This is a genomic window from Streptomyces sp. CNT360 (assembly GCF_000424785.1).
Genome location: NZ_AUKO01000004.1, coordinates 462,411 through 482,462 on the forward strand (window position 1 = coordinate 462,411; position 20,052 = coordinate 482,462).

Here is a 20,052-nt window from a genome sequence, read left to right on the forward strand (position 1 = left end):
CGACAGTTCTTTCGGCGCTCAGGCTCGGGTGCCGTACGGCGGACCCGCCCACGAGCGGCAGCACAGCAGCGGACCAGCACAAAAGGGGAGGTGCCCATGCCGGGCTACGCGCGCCGCGGGGTGCACGGTCAGACGGTGGAGGAGCTGGCACACCGGGTGCTGAGCGGTGCGCTCGGCGAGGGGGCGACCCTGGACCTGGTGGCGCTCCAGGAGGAGTTGGGGGTCAGCCTCACCGCGCTGCGCGAGTCGCTGAAGGTGCTGGCGGCCAAGGGCATGGTCGACGCCCGGCAGAAGCGCGGCACCTTCGTGCGCCCCCGCGCGGACTGGAATCTGCTGGACGCGGACGTGCTGCGCTGGCAGTTCCAGACCGCGGGCGCGGGAGGGCCGGCGGCCGTGCCCACGCTGCTGCACGATCTGGACGAGGTGCGCGGCATCGTCGAGCCCGCGGCGGTGCGGCTCGCCGCGCAGCGCCGTACGGCCGCCGATCTGGCCGCGCTGGACGCGGCCCTGGACGCCATGCGGCAGGCCCGCGGCGCGGCGCCGGAGGCGGTCGAGGCGGACCTCGCCTTCCACCGCGCGCTGCTGGCCGCCTCCCACAACGAACTGCTGGAGCGGATGGAACGGGTGGTCTCCACCGCGCGGGCCGCCCGCGACCGCCTCGTCCACGGGCCCGGACACCGGCCCCGCGACCCGGTGCCCAGCCACCGTGCGGTCCTGGAGGCCGTACGGGAGCGGGACGGCGACGCCGCCCAGGAGGCGATGCGCGCCCTGCTGGCACAGGCCGCACACGATGTGGCCCTGCTGCGCGAGCAGTCGCCCGGGGACTGACCACACACGGGTGCCCCCGGCAGCCACGGGGAAGGGCGTCGGCAGATGCCTCCTTCCCCGTCCGCTCGGGTTCACCGGGTGAGAGCGCCTGGTGGACCAGCCAGGGGCCCGCCTCGTGCGGCTCGGGCCTTTCGACGAGGTTCAGTTGGCGCCTGCGACCGGCAGGGCCAGCAGCCTCCCGGCGACTTCCGTCAAGTCTCCGCCGGTCACGTGGGGCGGGCTGAACAGGTCGCTGTGCCGTCCTTCGAGACGGGCGCACCAGCCGCTGAGGCAGCCCGCGAGGGCGGCGCCGTGGCAGTCCCAGGCGTGCACGGCGACCAGCGCGGTGGCGGCAGGCGGGGCGCCCATGCGGGCGGCGGCCGCGTGGTAGACGGCGGGGGCGGGCTTCCAGGCACCGGCCTCGGCCGCGGTGACGACCTCCTCGACGTACGGGGTGAGCCCGTTGCGCTCCAGGAACGTGCGGGTCACCGCCGCGTCGCCCACCGTCAGCGCCCCCACCCGCACGCCGCCCTCGTGCAGGGTACGCACAGCCGGCAGGGCGTCCGGGTGGGCGGGCAGCCCGGGGAAGCCGTCCAGGATGTGGCCGATCTGCTCCTCGGTGAGCGTCTGGCCGCTCTCCACCCGCAGGGCCGCGCGGGCGGCGTCGAGGAAGCCGGCCACCTCGCCGCTGAGGGCCAGTGCCATGCAGTCGCGTTGGACGCGCAGGAACCAGGGGTGCAGCGCGGCGGCCGGCTGACCGGCCTCCTCGAAGCGGGCGGCGAGCGGGTCGAGCCGCATGAGCGTCTCCAGTACGTCGAAGACGACGGCCTGCGGGCGTCTGGCTGCGGTGCGCATACGCGGTCTCCTCACCGCCGGGTCCGGTGGCTGCACCCCACGGGTACCCCGCCGAGACGTCCGGCGTGCCCTGCGCGGTGCGCCTCTTGCGGGCCGCGAGCCGCCGGGATGCGCGCTCAGGCCAGGTCGGAGTACGCCAGGTAGCGGCGGCAGCCGCGGCAGCGGAACAGGTATCCGGTCGGCTCGCCGTCGCGGTCCAGCCCCCGCAGGTGATCCTCGATCTGCGGCCCCGGCCACCCCCAGCTCTCCAGCTCCGCGCGCAGGGCCCGCTCGGCCTCGGGGTGCCCTGCCAGGTCGGCCGCGCCGATCCGGCCGAGGAAGACGGCGCCGTCGCCGCAGTGGAAGTACCAGCGCGGGTCCTGCCACGCGGAGAATCCGGGCGTGCGGCTGTCCACCGCGACCAGTACGGCCAAGGGCACGTCCTCGCCGATCGCGTCGCCGATGAAGTGCGCCTCGAAACGCCGCGCCGCGGTGCCGTCGGCCAGGCACCAGGGACACAGGCGCCCGTGCAGGTCCGCCTCCGCGAACACGGGGCCGGTGTAGACCCCGCTCCGTGACCGGCCGCAGCACAGGCATGCGGCGCCCGACCTGGCGAGGGAGCCGGTGGCCACGGGATCGGGATGGTAGGGGAAGTCCGGGAGCGGCTCGGCAGGTTCCGGGGGCGAGGAGGCCGCGGAAAGCCCGGTGGGCCGGGAGGGCTCGGTGGGCCGGGAGGGCTCGGTGGGCCGGAAGGGCTCGGTGGTCACATCGGCGAATGGTACGGCGCACGGACGGCCCCCGGGCCGGTGCGGCCCGTCGTCCGTCACCAGCCGCCCGCCCGCGGCATCAGGCCACAAGCTCGCAAGCCGCAAGCCGCAAGCCGCAAGCCGCAAGCCGCACGGTCGTAAGCCGCAAGGAGCCGAGCTGCAAGGCCCACATCTCAAGGGCGCAGCCTGGTGCGGGGGATCAGGCTGCGGCGCGGGGTGGGCCGGCGTTCTGCTCCTCCTCCTCGATCTCCTCGCGGACCCGGCGGCACGCGGCGGCCAGCAGCCGCGAGACGTGCATCTGGGAGACACCCAGGCGGCGGGCGATCTGGGACTGGGTCAGCTCCCGGAAGAAGCGCAGATACAGCAGGCGCTGCTCCCGTTCGGGGAGCCGGCACAGGCAGGAGCGGACCGCCTCACGGTCGACGACGTGGTCGTAGCCGCTCTCGTCGGAGCTGAGGGTGTCCATCAGGCAGATCGCCCCGTCGCCCGGCGCGTCCCCGCCCCCGGACGCCTCCGCGGAGACGGGGGCGTCGAGCGAGAGGGAGTTGAAGCACTGGAGGGCCTCCATGCCGGCGAGGGTGTCCTCCTCGGAGAGCCCGGCGTGGGCAGCCAGCTCGGCGACGGTGGGCGACCGTCCGGAGGAGGTCAGCTCCAGCTCCCGCAGGCTGGCGCGGACCCGGTTGCGCAGGTCCTGGACACGCCGTGGCACGTGGATCTCCCACATGTTGTCGCGGAAGTGCCGCTTGAGTTCGCCGTAGATGGTGGGGATGGCGAACGTCTCGAAGGCGTTGCCCCGAGCCGGGTCGTACCGTTCGACGGACTTGACCAGGGCGAGGGCGGCGACCTGTTCGAGGTCTTCCAGGGATTCGCCGCGGTTGCGGAACTTGCGGGCCAGCCGGTGGGCCATCGGCAGCCAGGCGGTGACCACGCAGTCCTGGAGCCGCCGGCGCTCGGGCCCGTCGGGCAGGCGGACCAGTTCGGCGAAGTCGCCGTCCGTGTCGGGAGCGTCGTGATGGGTACGACGGGGGTTGGAGGGCGCGGCGGTATCGGACCCGGCCCGGGGTTCGGGCCCGGCCTCACCGGCGGGCCCGGCATCGGGCCGCGTGGTGGCTGTCTCGGCGCCGCCCGTCCCTTCGTGCGGTGCGGTGCGGTCCTCGGTGGTGCGGAACCGTGTGGTGTTCATGGGCTGCTCACTCCACGTCGCACAAGGATGCTGTGCAAGACAGGCGAGAAGCGATCCCCCAGTCCGCTTCCGGACAGGTTCGAGGTCGGCCGCCGCCGGATCAGCAGCGGCCTATTTCACCGTGACACACACCACGCCGCATGGCATCTTCGCAGGTCAGCGCGGCCCCGTGGGTTGCACCCGGTGGGGTGACCTCTTACGCACGGTGAGCACGAACGGGCGTTTGCCTCCCGTGCGGACCGGGCACCCGCTCCGCTCACGCGGCGGCCCGGAGGCCGCCGCCGCCAGGTGTGGCCAGGGAGCCGGGAGGACGAGATGGCGGAACGGTCCGGGACAGCGTGCTGGGTGAGTGTGACGACGGACGACCGGCGGGCCACGGAGGCGTTCTACAGCGCCGTCCTCGGCTGGTCGTTCGAGACCGGCACGCTCGCTCCCGAGGCCCGGGTCGCGACCTGGGAGGGGCAGCCGGTCGCAGGCGTGAACGAGGCCGCAGCCGCGCGCGGCCTGCCGGCACGGTGGACGGTGTTCTTCCTGGTCGAGGACGCGGACAAGGCGGCCGAGCTGATCGCCGAGCGCGGCGGCACGGTGGCGGTGGGGCCGGTGGACTTCGGCAGCGGCCGCACCGTGCTGGCCGCCGACCCCTGCGGTGCCGCGTTCGGACTCTGGCAGGGCACAGCACCCTCGTCATGGGACGTGGGTGCCGGTGCGGCACCCGCGCAGCTCTGCCTGCGCACCGCAGACCCGGACGCCGTACTCTCCTTCTACAGCGCCGTTCTGGGCTGGCCCTCCGAAGGTGAGCGGTGGCCGCATCCCTGTCTGCGGGCGGACGCACGGACCGGTGACCCGGACCCGAACGCCCGACCACGCTGGGTGGTCACCTTCCCCGCGGCGGACCCCGACCGGGCAGCGACCGCCGCCGAACAGCACGGCGGAACAGTGCCGGCGCCGCCCGAGGACATCGACGGCGAGCGCCGCGTCACCGTGCGCGATCCCCACGGAGCGCTGTTCACCGTGGCGCGCCGCTGAGGCGTACGGCGCACCGCCCCGCCGGATCTTTTGTGTACCGGCTCGGGGGCGGATCTTTTGTGTACCGGCTCGGGCCCTGACCGCTACAGCCCGATCAGGTAGCCGATGAAGAAGACGAGGAAGACCGCGACCACCAGGGCGATCAGGATGACCGGGCCCTTGCTCCAGCCCTTCGTGGGGTTGTGGGTCTCGCGCGGGCCCGCCTCGGACGTGCTGCCTTCTGCGGGCGGGGTCTCGCCGGGCGGTACCTGTCCGCCGCGTTCCAGGCCGGGGGTGTGGGACGGATCCGGGTCCGGGTTGGCACTCATGAACCCCGGGTGGGCCGGGAGCGCCGTCCGTACACCTCGGCAGGCCCGGTATCCGGCGCGCCGAGGGTGAAGTTCCGGCGCCCGGCGGCGATGCGGGCCCCCTCCCCCACCCGAGGCGCCTCGCTAGACTGTTCGGGGAATCGGCCAGATGTTGAAATCTCGAACAGGAGGCCTCATGGGACGGCTCGTGCCCGCTGTGTCCCGGGCGCTGGACATTCTGGAGCTGTTCCTGGAGGGGGACGGCATACTGACCGCGCCGGACATCGTGCGCAGACTGCAACTGCCGCGCACCACGGTGCACGAGCTGCTCGGTACGCTCACCGCCCGCTCCTACCTGGTGCCGGTACCGGGCAGGCCGGGCCACTACCGGCTGGGTGTACGGCCCTACCAGCTTGGCAGCCGGTATGCCGAGCAGCTGGATCTGGCCGCCGAGGGACAGCAGGTGGCGCGCTCGGTGGCGGAGACCTGCGAGGAGACGGTGCACGTGGCGATCCTGGAGGACGCCGACGTCATCTACATCGCCAAGGTCGACTCCACGCAGGCGGTGCGGATGGTCTCCGCGGCGGGCCGTCGGCTGCCCGCGCACTGCACGGCCGTCGGCAAGATGCTGCTGGCCTCCCTGCCGGCCGACGAGCTGGCCGCCCGGATCCCGGACGGGGCCGAGCTGCCGGGCATGACGCCCCGCAGCGTCACCGGACCGGCGGCGCTGCGCGATCAGTTGGGGCGGATCGCTGCGCGCGGCACCGCGGTGGAGGAGAGCGAGTCCAACCCGGACGTCAGCTGTGTGGCCGCCCCGGTACGGGACCGTTCGGGGCGGGTGGTGGCGGCGCTGTCCATCTCCGTACCGTTGGTCAGGTGGACCGCCGAACGCCGCGCCGAGCTTGAGGAGTTGGCGCGGCGCGGCGCCACCCGACTGTCGGAGCGGCTGGGACACAGGGGGCTGTGATGGGTGTGGAGACGGTGATGCGGGCCCGGGCCGGGCTCGGTGAGGGGCCGACCTGGGACGCGGCGCGCGAACGGCTGGTGTGGGTGGACATCCTCGGCGCCCGTGTCCACACCTTCGACCCCGCGAGCGGCCGCCGTACCGTACTGGCCACGGAACAGCACGTGGGCGCGGCCAAGCCGCGTGCGGACGGCGGGCTGGTGGTCAACCTGCGGGACGGGGTGGGCGCCTACGGCGCGGACGGGGCCTTCGCCTGGCTGCTGCACGACCCCGTGCCCGGGCGCCGCGGCAACGACGCCGCCGTCGCTCCCGACGGCGCCCTGTGGGCGGGGACGATGTGCTACGACGAGACCCCCGGCGGCGGCAGCCTGGCGCGGCTCGCGGGGGACGGCACGGTGACGACGGTGCTGCCCGAGGTGACCGTCTCCAACGGCATCGGCTGGAGTCCGGACGGGAGCCTGCTGTACTACGTGGACACCCCCACCCGCCGCATCGACGTCTTCGACGTGCGGGACGACGGGCTGGTCGGCGGCCGCCGCCCGCTGGCCGAGGTCGAGGAGGGCGCCGGCTTCCCCGACGGGCTGACCGTGGACGCGGACGGGTGCGTGTGGGTGGCGCTGTGGGACGGCGCCGCGCTGCGGCGCTACACCCCGCAGGGGGCGCTGGAGCGGGTGGTCGAGCTGCCGGTCGCGCGGCCCACCGCCTGTGCGTTCGGCGGCGCCGGGCTCGGCGACCTCTACGTCACCTCGGCCCGGGCGGGCCTGGCCGCCCCCTCACCGCTGGACGGTTCGCTGTTCGTCCTGCCGGACGCGGGCACGGGGCAGGCACAACCCGCCTTCGCGGGCTGAGCCCGCCCCGCCGCCGGCGGCACGGGACGGTCAGCGGCCGGCCTTGCGCTTGTTCCAGACGTCGAAGCCGACGGCGGCCAGCAGCACCAGGCCCTTGATCACCTGCTGGTAGTCGGTGCCGATGCCGACCAGCGACATGCCGTTGTTCAGCACGCCCAGCACGAGTCCGCCGATGACGGCGCCCATCACCGTGCCGACGCCGCCGCTCATGGAGGCGCCGCCGATGAAGGAGGCGGCGATGGCCTCCAGTTCGAAGTTGAGCCCGGCCTGCGGGGTGCCGGCGTTGAGGCGGGCCGCGTAGACGCATCCGGCGAGGGCGGCCAGCACACCCATGTTGACGAAGACGAGGAAGGTGACCCGCCGGTCCTTGACGCCCGACAGTTTGGCGGCTGCCTTGTTGCCGCCCAGTGCGTACACGTGCCGCCCCACCACGGCGTTGCGCATCACGTAGCCCAGGCCGATCAGCAGCGCGCCCATCACCAGCATCACGACGGGCACCCCGTGGAAGCTGGCCAGGGTGAGGGTGAAGGCGACGACGGCGGCGGCCAGGGCGACGCACTTGGCGATCCACAGGCCGCGCGGCAGTGCCTCCAGTTCGTAGGCCGTCTGCCGTCTGCGGTCGCGGCGTTCGCGCAGCAGGAGCAGTACCAGGGCGAGCAGTCCGAGCACCAGGGTGGGGTTGTGGTACTGGGTGTAGGGGCCCATCTCGGGGATGAAGCCCTTGGCGAGGTTCTGGAAGCCGCCGGGGAAGGGCGAGAGCGAGCGGCCCTCCAGCACGATCTGGGTGAGCCCGCGGAAGAGCAGCATCCCGGCCAGCGTCACGATGAAGGACGGGATGCCGACGTAGGCGATGAAGAAGCCCTGCCAGGCTCCGGCGACCGCGCCGATCAGCAGGCAGAGGGCCAGCGCGAGCCCCCAGGGCATGCCGCCCTTGACCATCATGACGGCGGCCATGGCGCCGACGAAGGCCACCAGCGAGCCGACGGACAGGTCGATGTGCCCGGCGATGATGACGATCATCATGCCCATGGCCAGGATGAGGATGTAGCCGTTCTGCTGGATGAGGTTGGAGACGTTGTTGGGCAGCAGCAGCGTGCCGTCGGTCCAGATCTGGAAGAGCACGGCGATCAGGACGAGCGCCGTGAGCATGCCGTACTGACGCATGTGGCCGCGCACGTTGTCCAGCAGCACGGCCCCGGCCGAGCGGACGGCGGGCGGCAGGTGCGGGGGCAGGTCGGACTGCGGGGGCTGGGTGGTGGTGGTCATGGCGGGCCTCAGTCTCTGTCGTCGGGCCGGGCGCCGGTGGCCGCCCGGTCGCGGGTCATGTGGCGCATGAGGACTTCCTGGCCTGCGTCGGCCCGTGCGAATTCGGCGGTCAGGCGGCCCTCGGCCATCGTGTAGATGCGGTCGCACATGCCCAGCAGTTCGGGCAGTTCGGAGGAGATGAACAGCACGGCCTTCCCCTGGGCGGCGAGCTGGTCGATGACGGTGTAGATCTCGTACTTGGCGCCCACGTCGATGCCGCGGGTCGGCTCGTCGAGGATCAGCACCTGCGGATCGGCGTGGATCCACTTGCTGAGCACGACCTTCTGCTGGTTGCCGCCGGAGAGCCGGCCGGTCTGCTCGTGCACGGTCGGCGCCTTGATGTTCATGGAGCCGCGGTAGCGTTCGGCCACCGCTCGTTCCTGGTGCTCGTCCACGACGCCCCGCCGGGCCATGCCGCTCAGGGACGCGAGCGAGATGTTGCGGTTGATGGTGTCGATCAGGTTGAGGCCGTAGCGCTTGCGGTCCTCGGTGACGTACGCGATGCCCGCCTCGATCGCCGCGGGCACCGTCCTGGTCCGCACCTCGCGCCCGGCGACCCGCACGGTGCCGGACTCGTAGCGCCCGTAGGAGCGGCCGAAGACGGACATGGCCAGTTCGGTACGGCCGGCTCCCATCAGCCCCGCGATGCCGACGATCTCGCCCCGGTGCACGGTCAGCGACGCGTCGTCGACGACCTTGCGCTGATGGTCGACGGGGTGCCGTACCGTCCAGCCCTCGATCTGCAGCGCGGTGGCCGCCTCGCCCTCGTACCGGGTGCGGTCGGGGAAACGGTGGTCGAGGTCGCGGCCGACCATGCCGCGGATGATGCGGTCCTCCGACAGCTCGGGCGGGTCGCCGGGCCGCTCCCTCACGGTCAGCGTCTCGATGGTGCGGCCGTCGCGCAGGATGGTGACGGTGTCGGCGATGCGGCGGATCTCGCCCAGCTTGTGGGAGATGACGATGCTGGCGATGCCCTGTTCGCGCAGCTGCAGGATCAGTTCCAGCAGGCTCGCGCTGTCCTCGTCGTTGAGGGCCGCGGTCGGCTCGTCCAGGATGAGCAGCCGCACCTCCTTCGACAGCGCCTTGGCGATCTCCACCAACTGCTGCTTGCCCACGCCCAGGTCGGCGACCGCGGTCTGCGGGTTCTCGCGCAGCCCCACCCGCCGCAGCAGCTCGGTCGCCCGGCTGAGGGTGGCGTTCCAGTCCACGACGCCGCGGCGGCCGGCACGCTGCTCGTTGCCGAGGAAGATGTTCTCGGCGACGGACAGGAACGGTACGAGCGCCAACTCCTGATGGATGATGACGATGCCGCGGGCCTCGCTCGCCCGGATGTCCTTGAAGGCGACCGGCTCGTCCCGGAAACGGATCTCGCCCTCGTAGCTGCCGTGCGGGTGGACGCCGCTGACCACCTTCATCAGCGTCGACTTGCCCGCACCGTTCTCGCCGCAGACCGCGTGGATCTCACCGGGGCGCACGGTCAGGTCGACGCCGGACAGCGCGGTGACGCCGGGGAAGGTCTTGGTGATGCCCCGCATGGTGAGGACGGGGCGGGTGCCGTCGGCGCTCACCGGAGCTGCTCCTTGGTGAAGTAGCCCTCGTCGACGAGGAGCTGGGTGTTCTTCCGGTCGACGGAGACCGGCTTGAGCAGGTAGGCGGGCACGGTCTTCTTGCCGTTGTCGTAGTCGGTGACGTTGTTGACCTGCGGTTTCTTCCCGGTGAGGACCGCGTCGCCCATCTGGACCGCCTGCTTGGCGAGTTTGCGGGTGTCCTTGAAGACGGTCTGCGTCTGCTCCCCCGCCACGATGGACTTCACGGAGGCCAGCTCGGCGTCCTGCCCGGTGACGACGGGCAGCGGATGGCGCTTGGTGCCGTAACCGGCGCTCTTGAGGGCGGACAGGACGCCGATGGAGATGCCGTCGTAGGGGGAGAGCACCGCGTCCACGTCGGCGTTGCCGTAGTTCTTGCTGATCAGGTCGTCCATGCGCTTCTGGGCGGTACCGCCGTCCCAGCGCAGGGTGGTGGCCTGGTTCATCCGCGTCTGCTTGCTGCGCACCACGAGCTGGCCCGTCGCCAGGTAGGGCTTCAGCTTCTTCATCGCGCCGGTCCAGAAGAACTTGGTGTTGTTGTCGTCGGGCGAACCGGCGAACAACTCGATGGTGTGGTGCTCGTCGCTTCCCTCTGCGGGCTTCTTCAGCCCGAGGCGGTCGAGGATGTACTGGCCCTGGAGCTCGCCGACGCGCTCGTTGTCGAACGAGGCGTAGTAGTCGACGTTCTTCGTCCCGAGGATCAGCCGGTCGTAGGAGATCACCGGGATGTGCGCCTCGGCCGCCCGGGAGAGCACGTCGGTGAGGGCGGACCCGTCGATGGCGGCGACCACCAGCAGCCGGTGCCCCTTGGTGATCATGTTCTCCAGCTGGGCGACCTGGTTCTCGACCTTGTCGTCCCCGTACTGGAGATCGGCCTGGTACCCGGCGCTGCGGAACTGCTTCGCCATGTTCTTGCCGTCGGCTATCCAGCGCTCGGAGGACTTGGTGGGCATGGCGATGCCGACGGTGCCGCCCTTGCCCTTGTCGGGCTGGTAGCGGCTGCCGCCGCGGGCTTCCTGGCCGCAGGAGGTCAGCCCGGCGACGAGCGCCGCCGCCAGCAGCGCGGCAGCCGCGACGCGGCGTCTGCGGGTAGGCATGGGGTCAGTTCCCTTCGTGGGACGCGGCGTGCGGGGTCGGGGTCGAGGCCGGGGCCCGCCCGGCGTCGTCGTGCGGGAAGCGGCACAGCGTGCCCGGCGCCCGCGAACCGAGCGGCGACATCCGGCCGTCGGCACCGTGCCGGGCCAGCAGGTCGAGGGCGAGCCGGCCCCGGCGTACCCGCTCGCGTGCCGTCTCCAGCACGGCCTGGCGCAGATGGTGGCCGGAGGGGTAGATGCCGGGCGCCTTGGCCAGCCCGAACTTCAGGTAGAGCGGCGCCCCGCGCCGGATCAGCTCGGAGAGCTCGTACATCCGCACGTAGCCGCCGAGATCGTCGGGGGCCTCGATGTACATGTCCAGGGGGGCGGCGCTCACCCGGCGGATCTCCGTGAGGTGGGCGAGGGTCAGATCGCTGGGCACGTTGAGCGAGTCGGCGCCCAGCCGCTCGTGGACGGCGTACGAGGCGGGGTTGACCGGGCCGATCAGCGCGGAGACCTTCAGCGTCGTCCCGGCCGGCAGCACCCCGGCGGCGCGGGCGCGGTGCAGTGTCCACAGCACACCCTCGTCGGCGACCAGCAGGCAGCGCACGCCCAGTTCGGTGGCGCGCACCGCGTCCTCGACGCAGCCGGCCAGCGCGCTGTGCCCGCGCGCCCGCGGCCCGGCGCCGCCGGAGTCGGTGCGGGTGGCGGCGCCGGTGTCCCAACTGCCGCGCGGGCCGGTGAACAGGCACAGCTCCACCTGGCGCGCGGCACACGCCTCGACCATCTCGGTGATCTCGGCGTCGGTGAGCATCCAGATGCCGCTGCCCTGGCTGATGCGGTGCAGCGGTACGTCGAGCCGCGCGGACTCCTGCAGTACGACAGCCAGCGCCTCGGGTCCCTCGCAGGACGGCACTTCGGTGCGCCACAGGCCCCCGTCGGGGAAGGCGTGCGGGGAGGAGTCACCGGGCTCGGGCGTCGGCGTGGGCAGCCCGAGGGCGGTGAGAGCGGGTTCGCCGGGAGGGCGGACAGTGGTGGTCACGAAGCTCCTTCGGTTGCGGGGCTGTCAGGGGTGGAGCAGGACCTTGCCGACGGCAGGGTCGCCGCCGCCCGTCAGCGCGACGGCGCGCTCGGCCTCGCGCAGCGGCAGCCGGTGGGTCACCAGCGGCAGCGGATCGAGCAGTCGGCAGGCGAACGCGCGCACGGCGTACGCCCAGGCCGCAGGCGGGGCGCCGAAGACGGTGTGGACCTCCACCTGGCCCAACACGAGCGCGGCCGGATCGAGCCCGGTGTCGTCGGCGGGCGGCAGGCCGGTCAGCACGAGCCGCCCACCGCGCCGCAGCAGCCCGGCGGCCTGCCCGGCGGCGCCGGGCGCCCCGGCCGCCTCGACGACGGTGTCGAACCCGCCGGAAGCGGGCGTCTCCCGGTGGTGGCGGTGGACCGTGACGCCGAAGGACTCCGCGAGCCGGGCACGCTCCGGGCGGGCCCCCACCATCAGCAGCTCGGCGGGTGAGCTCGCGGCCAGCAGCCGGGCCGCGAGCATGCCGAGCGTGCCGTCACCGACGACGGCCACCCGGTCCCCCGGGCGAACCCGGGCCCGCAGCGCGGCGGCGGCCACACACGCGGCGGGCTCCAGCAGCGCCGCCGCGTCCAGGTCCGCCTCCTGGGGCAGCGCATGCAGCAGCCTCGCCGGGAGGGTGACCGTGGGGGCCATGGCGCCGGGCTCGGTGAAGCCGGTCTCGGCGTACCCGGCGGTGCACAGCGTGGTCTCGCCCGTGTGGCAGCGCTCGCACACCTGGCAGTTGCGGAACCCCTCCCCCACCACCTTGCGGCCCGCCAGGCTCCGGGGCACCCCCGCGCCGACGCAGGCGATGGTGCCCGACCACTCGTGACCCGGAGTGACGGGGTACCGGGCGTACGGGGCAGGACGGTTGCCCTGGAACAGCTCGCGGTCGCTGCCGCAGACGCCGACCGCGTGGATGCGGACCTGGGCCTCGCCGGGCCCGGGCGGGCGCGGGGTGTGCGGGACGAGACGGACGGTGCCCGGCGCCTGGAGCACCACGGCGGGACCGTCACCCGTTGTCCCCGTCACCGGCCGCCGCCCGCGGGGGTGCGGGTCTCCCAGCCCTCGGCCCACAGGTCGAAGTGGGCCCGCTGCTGGGGGAACTCGGCCGCCGCGTCGACGTCCAGCTCCACTCCGAGGCCGGGCGCGTGCGAGAGGGCGAAACAGCCGGTCTCGGGGTCGACCTGCGGCCCGCCCTTGACGACCTCGTGGATCTGGGAGTCGGCGAAGTCGTTGAAGTGCTCCAGGACTTTGAAGTTCGGGGTGCTGAAGCCGACCTGGAGACTGGCGGCGGTCAGCACGGGGCCGCCGACGTTGTGCGGGGCCACAAGCATGTAGTGGGTCTCGGCGGTGGCGGCCAGCTTGCGGGTCTCGGCGATGCCGCCGAGGTGGCCCAGGTCGGGCTGAAGGATGTCGGCCGCCTGGCTCTCCAGCAGCTCCCGGAACTCGGCCCGGTCGTGGATGCGCTCCCCGGTCGCCACCGGTGCCTCCACCTTCTCGGCGACCTTGGCCAGCGCCTTGAGGTTCTCCGGCGGCACCGGCTCCTCCAGCCAGGCGGGCCGGAAGGGCGCCATCTCGCGGGCCAGCCGCATGGCGGTGGCGGGGGCGAACCGGCCGTGCATCTCCAGCATCAGCTCGGCCTGCGGCCCGATCGCGTCGCGGACCGCCTCGATGAGCGAGACCGCCTCCCGGGTCTCCTGGTAGGAGAGTTCGAGGTGGCCGGTGCCGAACGGGTCGATCTTCAGGGCGCGGTAGCCGCGGGCCATGACCGCCTTGGCCGCCTGGTGGTAGGCCTCGGGGGTGCGCTCGGTGGTGTACCAGCCGTTGGCGTACGCCGGCACCTGGTCGGTGACGTTGCCGCCCAGCAACTGCCAGACGGGCACGCCCAGTGCCTTGCCCTTGATGTCCCAGCAGGCCGTCTCCACACAGGCGATGCCCGACATCACGATCTCGCCGGCCCGCCCGTAGTCGCCGTACTTCATGCGGCGCACCAGGTCCTCGGTACGGAACGGGTCCGAGCCGGCGATGTGGTTGACCTCGGCCTCGCGCAGGTAGCCGAGCAACGCGTCGGTATGGCCCAGCATCCGCGTCTCCCCCACGCCCGTGAGGCCCTCGTCGGTGTGGACCCGGACGTAGGTCAGGTTCCGCCACGGGGTTCCGACCACATGGGTGCTGATGCCGGTGATACGCACGAGAGCCGCTCCTGTCGCCCACTGCCACGGTGTGTTCGAAATTTCGTCAGACGTTCGAAATCGCGTGGGTGACAGTAGGGAGGGCCATAGGGGGTGTCAATGGCCGGGACGCGTCTTTGTGTGCGGTCCCGTTGGCGCGTGCGCGACCGCACCCGGGTCGGCGCTCATGTCGAGGTGCCGCGCCCGGGCTCGCGTCCGACAGACGTGTGCCCCGGGTACCGGTGGCACCCGGGGCGCGTCAGGGACGGGGAGTGATGCTGCTGTGGAGGCGGTACCGGCTCGGCTCCTGGCCGTCGCGCGGGGGACGCAGCCGGACGGCGACCGGGCCCGCGAAGCTGAAGTGGCGCTGGGCGGCGTGCCGTCGCACCTCGGAGGCGAGCCGCTCGCCCACGGCCGAGGCGTCGTCCGCCAGCCGCGCGTAGCTGTCGGCGGGGAGCTCCAGCACGAAGGAGTTGGGCACCACGGTGCGACCCCGGCCCACGATCACGGCATGCGTGTCGCACTCGCGCCGCAGCACCCCCACCACCTCGACGGACTCCTCCTCACGCCCGCGGCGCAGCAGCCCCCACAGGGAGGAGGAGATCCGTTCCATCCTGTTCTCGACGTCGTGCAAGAAGCCCATCGCTCCCGGTTGCCCGCTCCCGCGCCCCGCTATGTCCCCCCGAACGGGTGGTGTCTCCCGTCCGAGGTCGACGGCGCCCCGGGTGAAGGCGGCGCCGATCCGGGGGCGCGGGGACAACCGGGCCACGCGGGCTGCGGGCCTCAGCTCCGGTGGGCCTCGGTGTGCAGACCCAGGGCCTGGGCCAGTTCCTGCACATTGCGGTACCGGCCGTCCGCCGGGAGCCCGGCCACCAGGTCCACGAGCCGGTCGGGCGCGTGCTCGGACCGCAGCGCGTCCAGGACCTCCTCGCGTCCGGTGGGGTAGAGGTGACGGCCCAGGTACTGCGCCATCTCGGAGCGCAGTTCCACGTCGCGGGGGCTCATCCCGTCCGGGGTGCCGCCGGTGCGCAGGGCGCGGGGATCGCGTTCGGCCTCGGGCTGGTCCTCGGCCGAGGGCTCCATCTCGCGCGCTTCCTCCCGGTTGGACCGCAGGTCGCCCTGAAGCCGCTTCTTGGCCTCGTCGTCCCGGATCGGACCGTTCTTGTCGTTCTCCTGCATGGTGTGCTCCTTACGTGCTGAGCAGACAGAAGGAGGCGCCCTTGGGGTCACGGAGGGTCACCGTCCGCCCCAGAGGTCCGTCCCGGGGCGGGGTGACGACCTCGCCACCCTCCCGTTCTGCGGCGTCGACCGCCGCGTCGAGGCCGGGTACCCGGAAGTACGGCTCCCATCGCGTCCGGATGCGCGGATCGGGCGGCGACTCCAGCGCGCCACCGCGCAACCCGGCCACCGGCTGCCCGGCCAACCGTACGACGATCTCGTCGTACTGCTCCTCGTAGGTGACGCCGTGGCTGGGATCGTCCATCCAGTCGAAGATCTCCCCGTAGAAGACGGCAGCGGCGAAGGCGTCCCGGGTGTGGAGCTGGAGCCAGGCGGGCGCCGGGCCCGCGCCCACGTGCCAGGAGGCGGGCCCGTCCCCCTGCCAGAGCCCGAAGGGCGCGCCCCACTGGTCCGCCGCGATGACGGCACGGCCGCCGCCTTTGCGCAGGGGGCCGACGGCGACGGTGGCGCCGCGCTCGGCGATGCGCTCGGCGACCAGGTCGGCGTCGGCCACCTGGAAGTACACCGACCAGCGCTCGGCCTCGGGACCGGCGTCCTCGGCGAGCTGGTTGAAGCCGGCCACGGGCTGTCCGTCCACCGTGGCGATGCGCGAGTCGGGGCCGTCGTCCCATCCCTGGAACTTCCAGCTCAGCACGGGTCCGTAGAACTCTTCGGCGGCCCGTTGATCGGGGGTCATCAGACTCACCCAACAGGGCACTCCGCCGACCGAAGCCATGTGTCCGCCTTCCTGCTGCGTGCTTCCCTCTGCATGGGGCATGCCGGGGTGCTCCACTCAGGGTACCTATCGGCGCAAGAAGGGCATAACGGGCAGAACGCGGTACAGAGCGACGCGTACGGTCACGGCGCGCTACCCACCGCCCGAGGGGGCGTCCGCCCAGGGCAGACGCCCCCTCGAAGGAGGGCTCAGCGCTCCAGCCGGAAGGTGGCGATCTCCCAGGGCCGCAGCCGCACGGTCGCGCTGTCGCCATCGCGGTCGAGGCCCTCACCGGTCGTCTGCCCGGGCGCCGTGGCGCGGCCCAGCAGGTCGCACCGTTCCACGGCCCGCAGGCCCGGCAAGGAGAGCCGCGCCGTCACCGGATGCGGGGTCTGTGCGACGACCCGCGCCTGGAGCCGGCCCTCCGCACGCTCCCGCAGCGAGGTGAGCACGACGCCGTCGCCCGTCACACGCAGCCCTTCCGCGGGGGCGGGCAGCTCCGTCGCGGCGGGCGCGGTGCCGTGCAGGGCCGTCAGCGGATGCCGGAAGGCCTCGGCGGCGGCGTGGACGTCCGCCTCGTGCCACTCCCCGGCGTACGGCAGCAGGCCGAAGGTGACCGTGCGCTGTCCGCGGCACTGGGCCTGCGGAGTGGGGAACTGGCCCCCGGCCGGTTCGTCGCGCCACACGTGCCGGTTGCGGGACATCTGTCCGGTCGACCGCAGCAGGGTCAGCGCCAGTTCGGTGCCGCCGTCGACGAGTTCGTACTCGGTGGCGTGCTCCAACAGCACCGCCGCGCCGCCCGCCGCGACGAACGCGGAGGCGGGGAACGTCGGCAGGGGCTCCTCCCCGAAGCCGCCCTCCGCCGTGAGCCCGCGCGGCACGACGGCGAACTGGCCCTCCCCGTACGACGTCTCGGCGCGGCGCGGCAGAGGTACGTGCAGGCGGACGCGGTGGTCTTCACTGCGGTTGTCGAACGCGAGGGCCAGCCGCACGAAACGTTCGCCCGCACGGAGTTCGACGCGGGTCGTCACGGTGGTGGGTTCGGTGGCGGAGCTCCGGCCGTCCGCGGCGAAGTCCCCGGCCGCGGGCCAGGCGTAGCGGCGGGTGATCTCGAAGGCGCCGGTCAGCGGCCCGGCGGCGGACCGGTGGACGGTGACCTGCTCGGGCAGGGCGACCAGCAGGTCGTGGGCGGGCGGCGCGTAGTTGTAGGTGTCGCCCAGGTCGCCGCCGTCCACCACCCGCCCGGCGCCGGCGAGGGAGACACCCTCGTCCGTAAGGGCGGTGAAGGTGCCGTCCTCGGCGATCTCCACCCGCAGCAGGCCGTTGGTCAGGGCGGAGTCCTCGGCCCGCACGGGGTGCGCCGGGGCGGGAGCGGAGCCGGGGACCGCGCGGAGCGCGGTGTGGCCGAGCGCCGGTGCCGTCACCGGCGCTGCGACCCGCTGCCGGGGCTCCGCCTCGATGACGACCCGCCATGCCTCCGCGGCCCTGGCGCCGTCGAGCGCGGCGCGCACCTCGGCGACGTCGAAGGGGAGCGCGCTCCTGCGGGCCACGGTGAAGTGCAGCAGCCGCTGCTCGGGCACCACCCGCCAGGCGGTGATCTCCTGCCCGTACAGTTCGCTGCCGTGCACCCGGGCGAGCACGGTCGGCAGCCGCTCGGCGGGCACCGTGTCGTCCGCCAGCAGCACGGGGGCCGCCGCGAGGTGCTGCGCGGGGTGCACGGTGCCGTCCGCGCCGACGAGGTGGACGGGCCCTTCCCCGGCCACGTCCAGCTCCACCACGTCGGTGCGGCGGGCGGGCGTCGGGTTGAGCAGCAGGTGGCCGTCGTGCGGGACGCGGGTGGCCAGGGGCGCCCCGGCCATGTCCCGTACGGCCAGGCCGAGCTGTTCCGCCTCGGCGATGCGGGCGGCGACCTGCTGTGCCGTCTCGTCGCAGCCGCAGCCGGTGACCGAGTCGTGGCAGGACACCTCGACCAGCCGGTCCCAGGCCATGTCCAGGAAGCGCTCGGCGGCGCCGTCGAACCAGAGCGCTGCCAGTGGCTCGGCGTAGCGTTCGACGGCGCGCTCGGCCCGCCCCATGGCCTGCTTGAGCGGGGCGCGGACGGACAAGACGCCGGGCAGGATGTTGGCCCGCGCGTGGCTGCGCAGCTCGCCGTGGACCGCGCGCAGCCCCGCCACGCCGGTGGGCTGGGCCGCGAAGTACTCGGCCAGGGTGGCCAGTCGGAGCCGCACCCCCTCGTCTGCCGCGTTGTGCCGCTCCAGCAGATCGGCGAGGTCGGCGGCGGGTGCGGTGTGGTCGGAGCCGTACATGGCCAGGATCGGCGAGCCGTCCGGGCGCCAGGGCCGCAGTTTGGCGGCGACGGCGCGGGCCCGCTCGGCGACCTTGGCGGGGTCGTCGAAGAGTCCGGCGGCGCTCCCGTAGCCGCCCGCGGCCAGGTACTCGGTGCGGATGGCGCTGCCGTCGGGTGCGGTCCAGGCGAAGACGTGGCTGTCCACGGCGGCGGGCACGCCCCGCCACACGCAGGCGTGTTCGAGGCCGGCGCCGCGCAGGATCTGCGGCATCTGCGCACAGTGCCCGAACATGTCGGGCAGGTAGCCGACGGGCATCGCCGCACCCGTCTCCTCGCTGCGCCGCAGCCCCAGTTCCAGGTTGCGGACGATGTTCTCCCCCGAACACAGGAACTCGTCCAGCAGGATCTGCCAGGGCCCCACCGCCAGCCGCCCCTCCTCGACGAGCGACGTCAGCCGCTCGCGCTGTTCGGGGCGCACCTCGAGGTAGTCGTCGACCGCGACGGCCTGCCCGTCGAGGGTGAAGCGCTGCCGCGAATCGTCCGCCATCCGCTCCAGCACCGTGTCCAGCAGCCCGACCAGCTGCAGGCGGAACTGCTGGAAGGGCAGATACCACTCCCGGTCCCAGTGGGTGTGCGGAACGATGACGAGCTCGTCGGGGATCGCTGCGGTGCCGGTCATGCGGATGCTGCCTCTCCTTCGCAGGGGAGCCGGTGGCGGGCCGCGTACGCGGCGACGGCCCGCTGGGCGGTACGCAGGTCCTCGGCGGCGCCGGCCACGCCGGTGGCGGGCGGCGTGCCGTCGGTGACCATGGAGTGGAAGGCGACGAGCTCCTCCTCGAACGCCTCGGTGACCGAGCGGTACTCGGCACGCCGCTCGGTGTGCGGCCCCTCGCCGGGCCCGACAGCCGTCTCGGTGAGCACGGTGGGCGCGTTCATCAGGTACGGGGAGGGGAAGGCGGCTTCGAGTGTGCCGCTCTCGTGGTGGACTGCGAAGGTCTCCCGGTAGGCGGCGTGTCCGGGCAGGAAGTGCCAGCGGACGGCGTACCGGGCACCGCCGGGCAGGCCGCCCGACAGCTCCACCGAGCCGGGGCCCGCCGCCGACGCGCCCCAGGTGGCGGCCAGTTCGACGCTTTCGGGTCCGCCTGTCGTCATCCGCAGCAGGGACAGGTCGTGGCTGATGGAGCCGATGACGACGTGGTAGAGGGAGCGCATCGCCGCGGTGGCGCCGCTGCCGAGCGCCGCGTCGGTCAGCGCCGCACCCCTCGCCCGGAGGGCCGCGAGGACGTCGGCGTCCAGGTCGGCGGCGGGGGCGGGCAGGCGGGCGAAGGCCAGTTGGTCACCGCCGGTGGGGTGCAGGACGCACACCTCGGCGGAGCGGACGGCGGCGGGGCCGCCGGCCTGGTCGAGGAGCGCGGCCAGGCGCCGGGCCGCGGGATCGTACTGCTTCATGTAGCCGACCATCAGCCGCGGCCCGCGCCGCCCGGCCTCCTCCGCCTCCTCGATCCGGGCGGCCTCGGCGCGGGTGAAGGCCAGCGGCTTCTCGCACAGCGCCGCGTACCCGGCGCGCAGCGCCGCCTCGGCAGCGGGCCCGTGCGATCCGGACGTGAGCAGGAGCACGGCGTCGAAGCCGCCCCTGTCCAGCAGCCCTTCGATGTGCGGATGCCGGTCCCGGGGCGGTACGCCGTACCGGGTGCCCGACTCGGCGAGGGCGCCCGGCGACAGGTCGCACAGCGCGGTGATCCGGAACAGGTCGCTGCGCCGCTCCAGCAGCGGCAGGTGCGCTGTCCGGGCGATGGCGCCCAGCCCGGCGACGGCGACCCGCAGTCGGGACGGCGGGGAAACGGTGGTCATCGGTCACCGGCCTTTCCGGCACCTGGACTCCGCCAGGCGCACAGCCCGCTTCGGGAGGACGGCCCAC

19 protein-coding genes are annotated in these 20,052 nt (G+C 73.3%); 4 read left to right on the forward strand and 15 right to left on the reverse strand.

Annotated features, from left to right (window positions below):
* Positions 1–96: 96 nt before the first annotated feature.
* Positions 97–828, forward strand: coding sequence for an FCD domain-containing protein (locus H297_RS35990; protein WP_037793786.1), 732 nt, complete (start codon positions 97–99; stop codon positions 826–828).
* Between the two features lie 141 nt (positions 829–969).
* On the opposite strand, the gene H297_RS0112265 is transcribed toward H297_RS35990, so the two are convergent.
* From H297_RS0112265 to H297_RS0112275, 3 genes are all read right to left on the reverse strand, one after another.
* Positions 970–1,662 carry an HAD family hydrolase gene (locus H297_RS0112265; protein WP_027737285.1) on the reverse strand — a complete coding sequence of 231 codons (693 nt, stop codon included), beginning with the start codon at positions 1,660–1,662 and terminating at the stop codon, positions 970–972.
* A gap of 116 nt (positions 1,663–1,778) precedes the next feature.
* Positions 1,779–2,408, reverse strand: a complete 630-nt coding sequence (locus H297_RS35995) for a CbrC family protein (protein WP_078513936.1) — start codon at positions 2,406–2,408, stop codon at positions 1,779–1,781.
* A 199-nt stretch (positions 2,409–2,607) separates the two neighbouring features.
* Positions 2,608–3,591 carry a SigB/SigF/SigG family RNA polymerase sigma factor gene (locus H297_RS0112275; RefSeq protein WP_027737286.1) on the reverse strand — a complete coding sequence of 328 codons (984 nt, stop codon included), beginning with the start codon at positions 3,589–3,591 and terminating at the stop codon, positions 2,608–2,610.
* A 345-nt stretch (positions 3,592–3,936) separates the two neighbouring features.
* Here H297_RS0112275 and H297_RS0112280 point away from each other — a divergent pair, with 345 nt between their 5' ends.
* Positions 3,937–4,617: a VOC family protein gene (locus tag H297_RS0112280; RefSeq protein WP_486589484.1), complete on the forward strand. Its 681-nt coding sequence runs from the start codon at positions 3,937–3,939 to the stop codon at positions 4,615–4,617.
* Between the two features lie 83 nt (positions 4,618–4,700).
* Here H297_RS0112280 and H297_RS0112285 read toward each other — a convergent pair whose 3' ends face one another.
* On the reverse strand, positions 4,701–4,925 hold the full coding sequence (locus H297_RS0112285; RefSeq protein WP_027737288.1) for a DUF6480 family protein: 225 nt from the start codon (positions 4,923–4,925) through the stop codon (positions 4,701–4,703).
* Between the two features lie 175 nt (positions 4,926–5,100).
* Between H297_RS0112285 and H297_RS0112290 the strand changes: the two genes are divergently transcribed.
* Positions 5,101–5,871, forward strand: a complete 771-nt coding sequence (locus H297_RS0112290; RefSeq protein WP_027737289.1) for an IclR family transcriptional regulator — start codon at positions 5,101–5,103, stop codon at positions 5,869–5,871.
* Positions 5,871–6,716 carry an SMP-30/gluconolactonase/LRE family protein gene (locus H297_RS0112295; RefSeq protein ID WP_027737290.1) on the forward strand — a complete coding sequence of 282 codons (846 nt, stop codon included), beginning with the start codon at positions 5,871–5,873 and terminating at the stop codon, positions 6,714–6,716. The genes H297_RS0112290 and H297_RS0112295 overlap by 1 nt, the downstream gene beginning before the upstream one ends.
* A 30-nt stretch (positions 6,717–6,746) precedes the next feature.
* Here the strand turns inward: H297_RS0112295 and mmsB are convergent, their stop codons facing one another.
* The 11 genes from mmsB to H297_RS0112350 all read right to left on the reverse strand — a co-directional run bounded on the left by mmsB (position 6,747) and on the right by H297_RS0112350 (position 19,985).
* Entirely contained in the window at positions 6,747–7,982 is a 1,236-nt protein-coding gene (gene mmsB, locus H297_RS0112300) for a multiple monosaccharide ABC transporter permease (RefSeq protein WP_027737291.1), read from the reverse strand.
* A gap of 8 nt (positions 7,983–7,990) precedes the next feature.
* The gene (mmsA, locus tag H297_RS0112305) at positions 7,991–9,589 is read right to left on the reverse strand and encodes a multiple monosaccharide ABC transporter ATP-binding protein (RefSeq protein ID WP_027737292.1); all 1,599 of its coding nucleotides are present in this window, start codon (positions 9,587–9,589) and stop codon (positions 7,991–7,993) included.
* Positions 9,586–10,704, reverse strand: a complete 1,119-nt coding sequence (gene chvE, locus H297_RS0112310) for a multiple monosaccharide ABC transporter substrate-binding protein (protein ID WP_027737293.1) — start codon at positions 10,702–10,704, stop codon at positions 9,586–9,588. Before chvE ends, mmsA begins: the two co-directional genes overlap by 4 nt.
* Positions 10,705–10,708: 4 nt before the next feature.
* Positions 10,709–11,722 (reverse strand): hypothetical protein, encoded by a 1,014-nt coding sequence (locus H297_RS36000; RefSeq protein ID WP_051351766.1) that lies wholly within the window; start codon positions 11,720–11,722, stop codon positions 10,709–10,711.
* A 24-nt stretch (positions 11,723–11,746) separates the two neighbouring features.
* Positions 11,747–12,772, reverse strand: a complete 1,026-nt coding sequence (locus H297_RS0112320) for an alcohol dehydrogenase catalytic domain-containing protein (RefSeq protein ID WP_037793954.1) — start codon at positions 12,770–12,772, stop codon at positions 11,747–11,749.
* Positions 12,769–13,935, reverse strand: a complete 1,167-nt coding sequence (locus H297_RS0112325; protein WP_027737295.1) for a mandelate racemase/muconate lactonizing enzyme family protein — start codon at positions 13,933–13,935, stop codon at positions 12,769–12,771. The genes H297_RS0112320 and H297_RS0112325 overlap by 4 nt, the downstream gene beginning before the upstream one ends.
* A gap of 238 nt (positions 13,936–14,173) precedes the next feature.
* The gene (locus H297_RS0112330) at positions 14,174–14,557 is read right to left on the reverse strand and encodes an FhaA domain-containing protein (RefSeq protein WP_027737296.1); all 384 of its coding nucleotides are present in this window, start codon (positions 14,555–14,557) and stop codon (positions 14,174–14,176) included.
* A 140-nt stretch (positions 14,558–14,697) separates the two neighbouring features.
* Positions 14,698–15,093 (reverse strand): DUF2795 domain-containing protein, encoded by a 396-nt coding sequence (locus tag H297_RS0112335; protein WP_027737297.1) that lies wholly within the window; start codon positions 15,091–15,093, stop codon positions 14,698–14,700.
* Positions 15,094–15,103: 10 nt separating this feature from the next.
* Positions 15,104–15,829 (reverse strand): VOC family protein, encoded by a 726-nt coding sequence (locus tag H297_RS0112340; RefSeq protein ID WP_486589485.1) that lies wholly within the window; start codon positions 15,827–15,829, stop codon positions 15,104–15,106.
* Positions 15,830–16,056: 227 nt separating this feature from the next.
* Entirely contained in the window at positions 16,057–18,813 is a 2,757-nt protein-coding gene (locus tag H297_RS0112345; RefSeq protein ID WP_027737299.1) for a glycoside hydrolase family 38 N-terminal domain-containing protein, read from the reverse strand.
* Positions 18,810–19,985 carry a Gfo/Idh/MocA family protein gene (locus H297_RS0112350; protein ID WP_027737300.1) on the reverse strand — a complete coding sequence of 392 codons (1,176 nt, stop codon included), beginning with the start codon at positions 19,983–19,985 and terminating at the stop codon, positions 18,810–18,812. Before H297_RS0112350 ends, H297_RS0112345 begins: the two co-directional genes overlap by 4 nt.
* Positions 19,986–20,052 lie beyond the last annotated feature (67 nt).

Excerpts from the sequence above, each read along its gene's own strand:
- H297_RS35990 (WP_037793786.1), top strand. The coding sequence starts at position 97 with ATGCCGGGCTACGCGCGCCGCGGGGTGCACGGTCAGACGGTGGAGGAG.
- H297_RS0112265 (WP_027737285.1), bottom strand. The coding sequence starts at position 1,662 with ATGCGCACCGCAGCCAGACGCCCGCAGGCCGTCGTCTTCGACGTACTG.
- H297_RS0112275 (WP_027737286.1), bottom strand. The coding sequence starts at position 3,591 with ATGAACACCACACGGTTCCGCACCACCGAGGACCGCACCGCACCGCAC.
- H297_RS0112285 (WP_027737288.1), bottom strand. The coding sequence starts at position 4,925 with ATGAGTGCCAACCCGGACCCGGATCCGTCCCACACCCCCGGCCTGGAA.
- H297_RS0112290 (WP_027737289.1), top strand. The coding sequence starts at position 5,101 with ATGGGACGGCTCGTGCCCGCTGTGTCCCGGGCGCTGGACATTCTGGAG.
- H297_RS0112295 (WP_027737290.1), top strand. The coding sequence starts at position 5,871 with ATGGGTGTGGAGACGGTGATGCGGGCCCGGGCCGGGCTCGGTGAGGGG.
- mmsB (WP_027737291.1), bottom strand. The coding sequence starts at position 7,982 with ATGACCACCACCACCCAGCCCCCGCAGTCCGACCTGCCCCCGCACCTG.
- chvE (WP_027737293.1), bottom strand. The coding sequence starts at position 10,704 with ATGCCTACCCGCAGACGCCGCGTCGCGGCTGCCGCGCTGCTGGCGGCG.
- H297_RS0112330 (WP_027737296.1), bottom strand. The coding sequence starts at position 14,557 with ATGGGCTTCTTGCACGACGTCGAGAACAGGATGGAACGGATCTCCTCC.
- H297_RS0112335 (WP_027737297.1), bottom strand. The coding sequence starts at position 15,093 with ATGCAGGAGAACGACAAGAACGGTCCGATCCGGGACGACGAGGCCAAG.
- H297_RS0112340 (WP_486589485.1), bottom strand. The coding sequence starts at position 15,829 with ATGACCCCCGATCAACGGGCCGCCGAAGAGTTCTACGGACCCGTGCTG.
- H297_RS0112345 (WP_027737299.1), bottom strand. The coding sequence starts at position 18,813 with ATGACCGGCACCGCAGCGATCCCCGACGAGCTCGTCATCGTTCCGCAC.
- H297_RS0112350 (WP_027737300.1), bottom strand. The coding sequence starts at position 19,985 with ATGACCACCGTTTCCCCGCCGTCCCGACTGCGGGTCGCCGTCGCCGGG.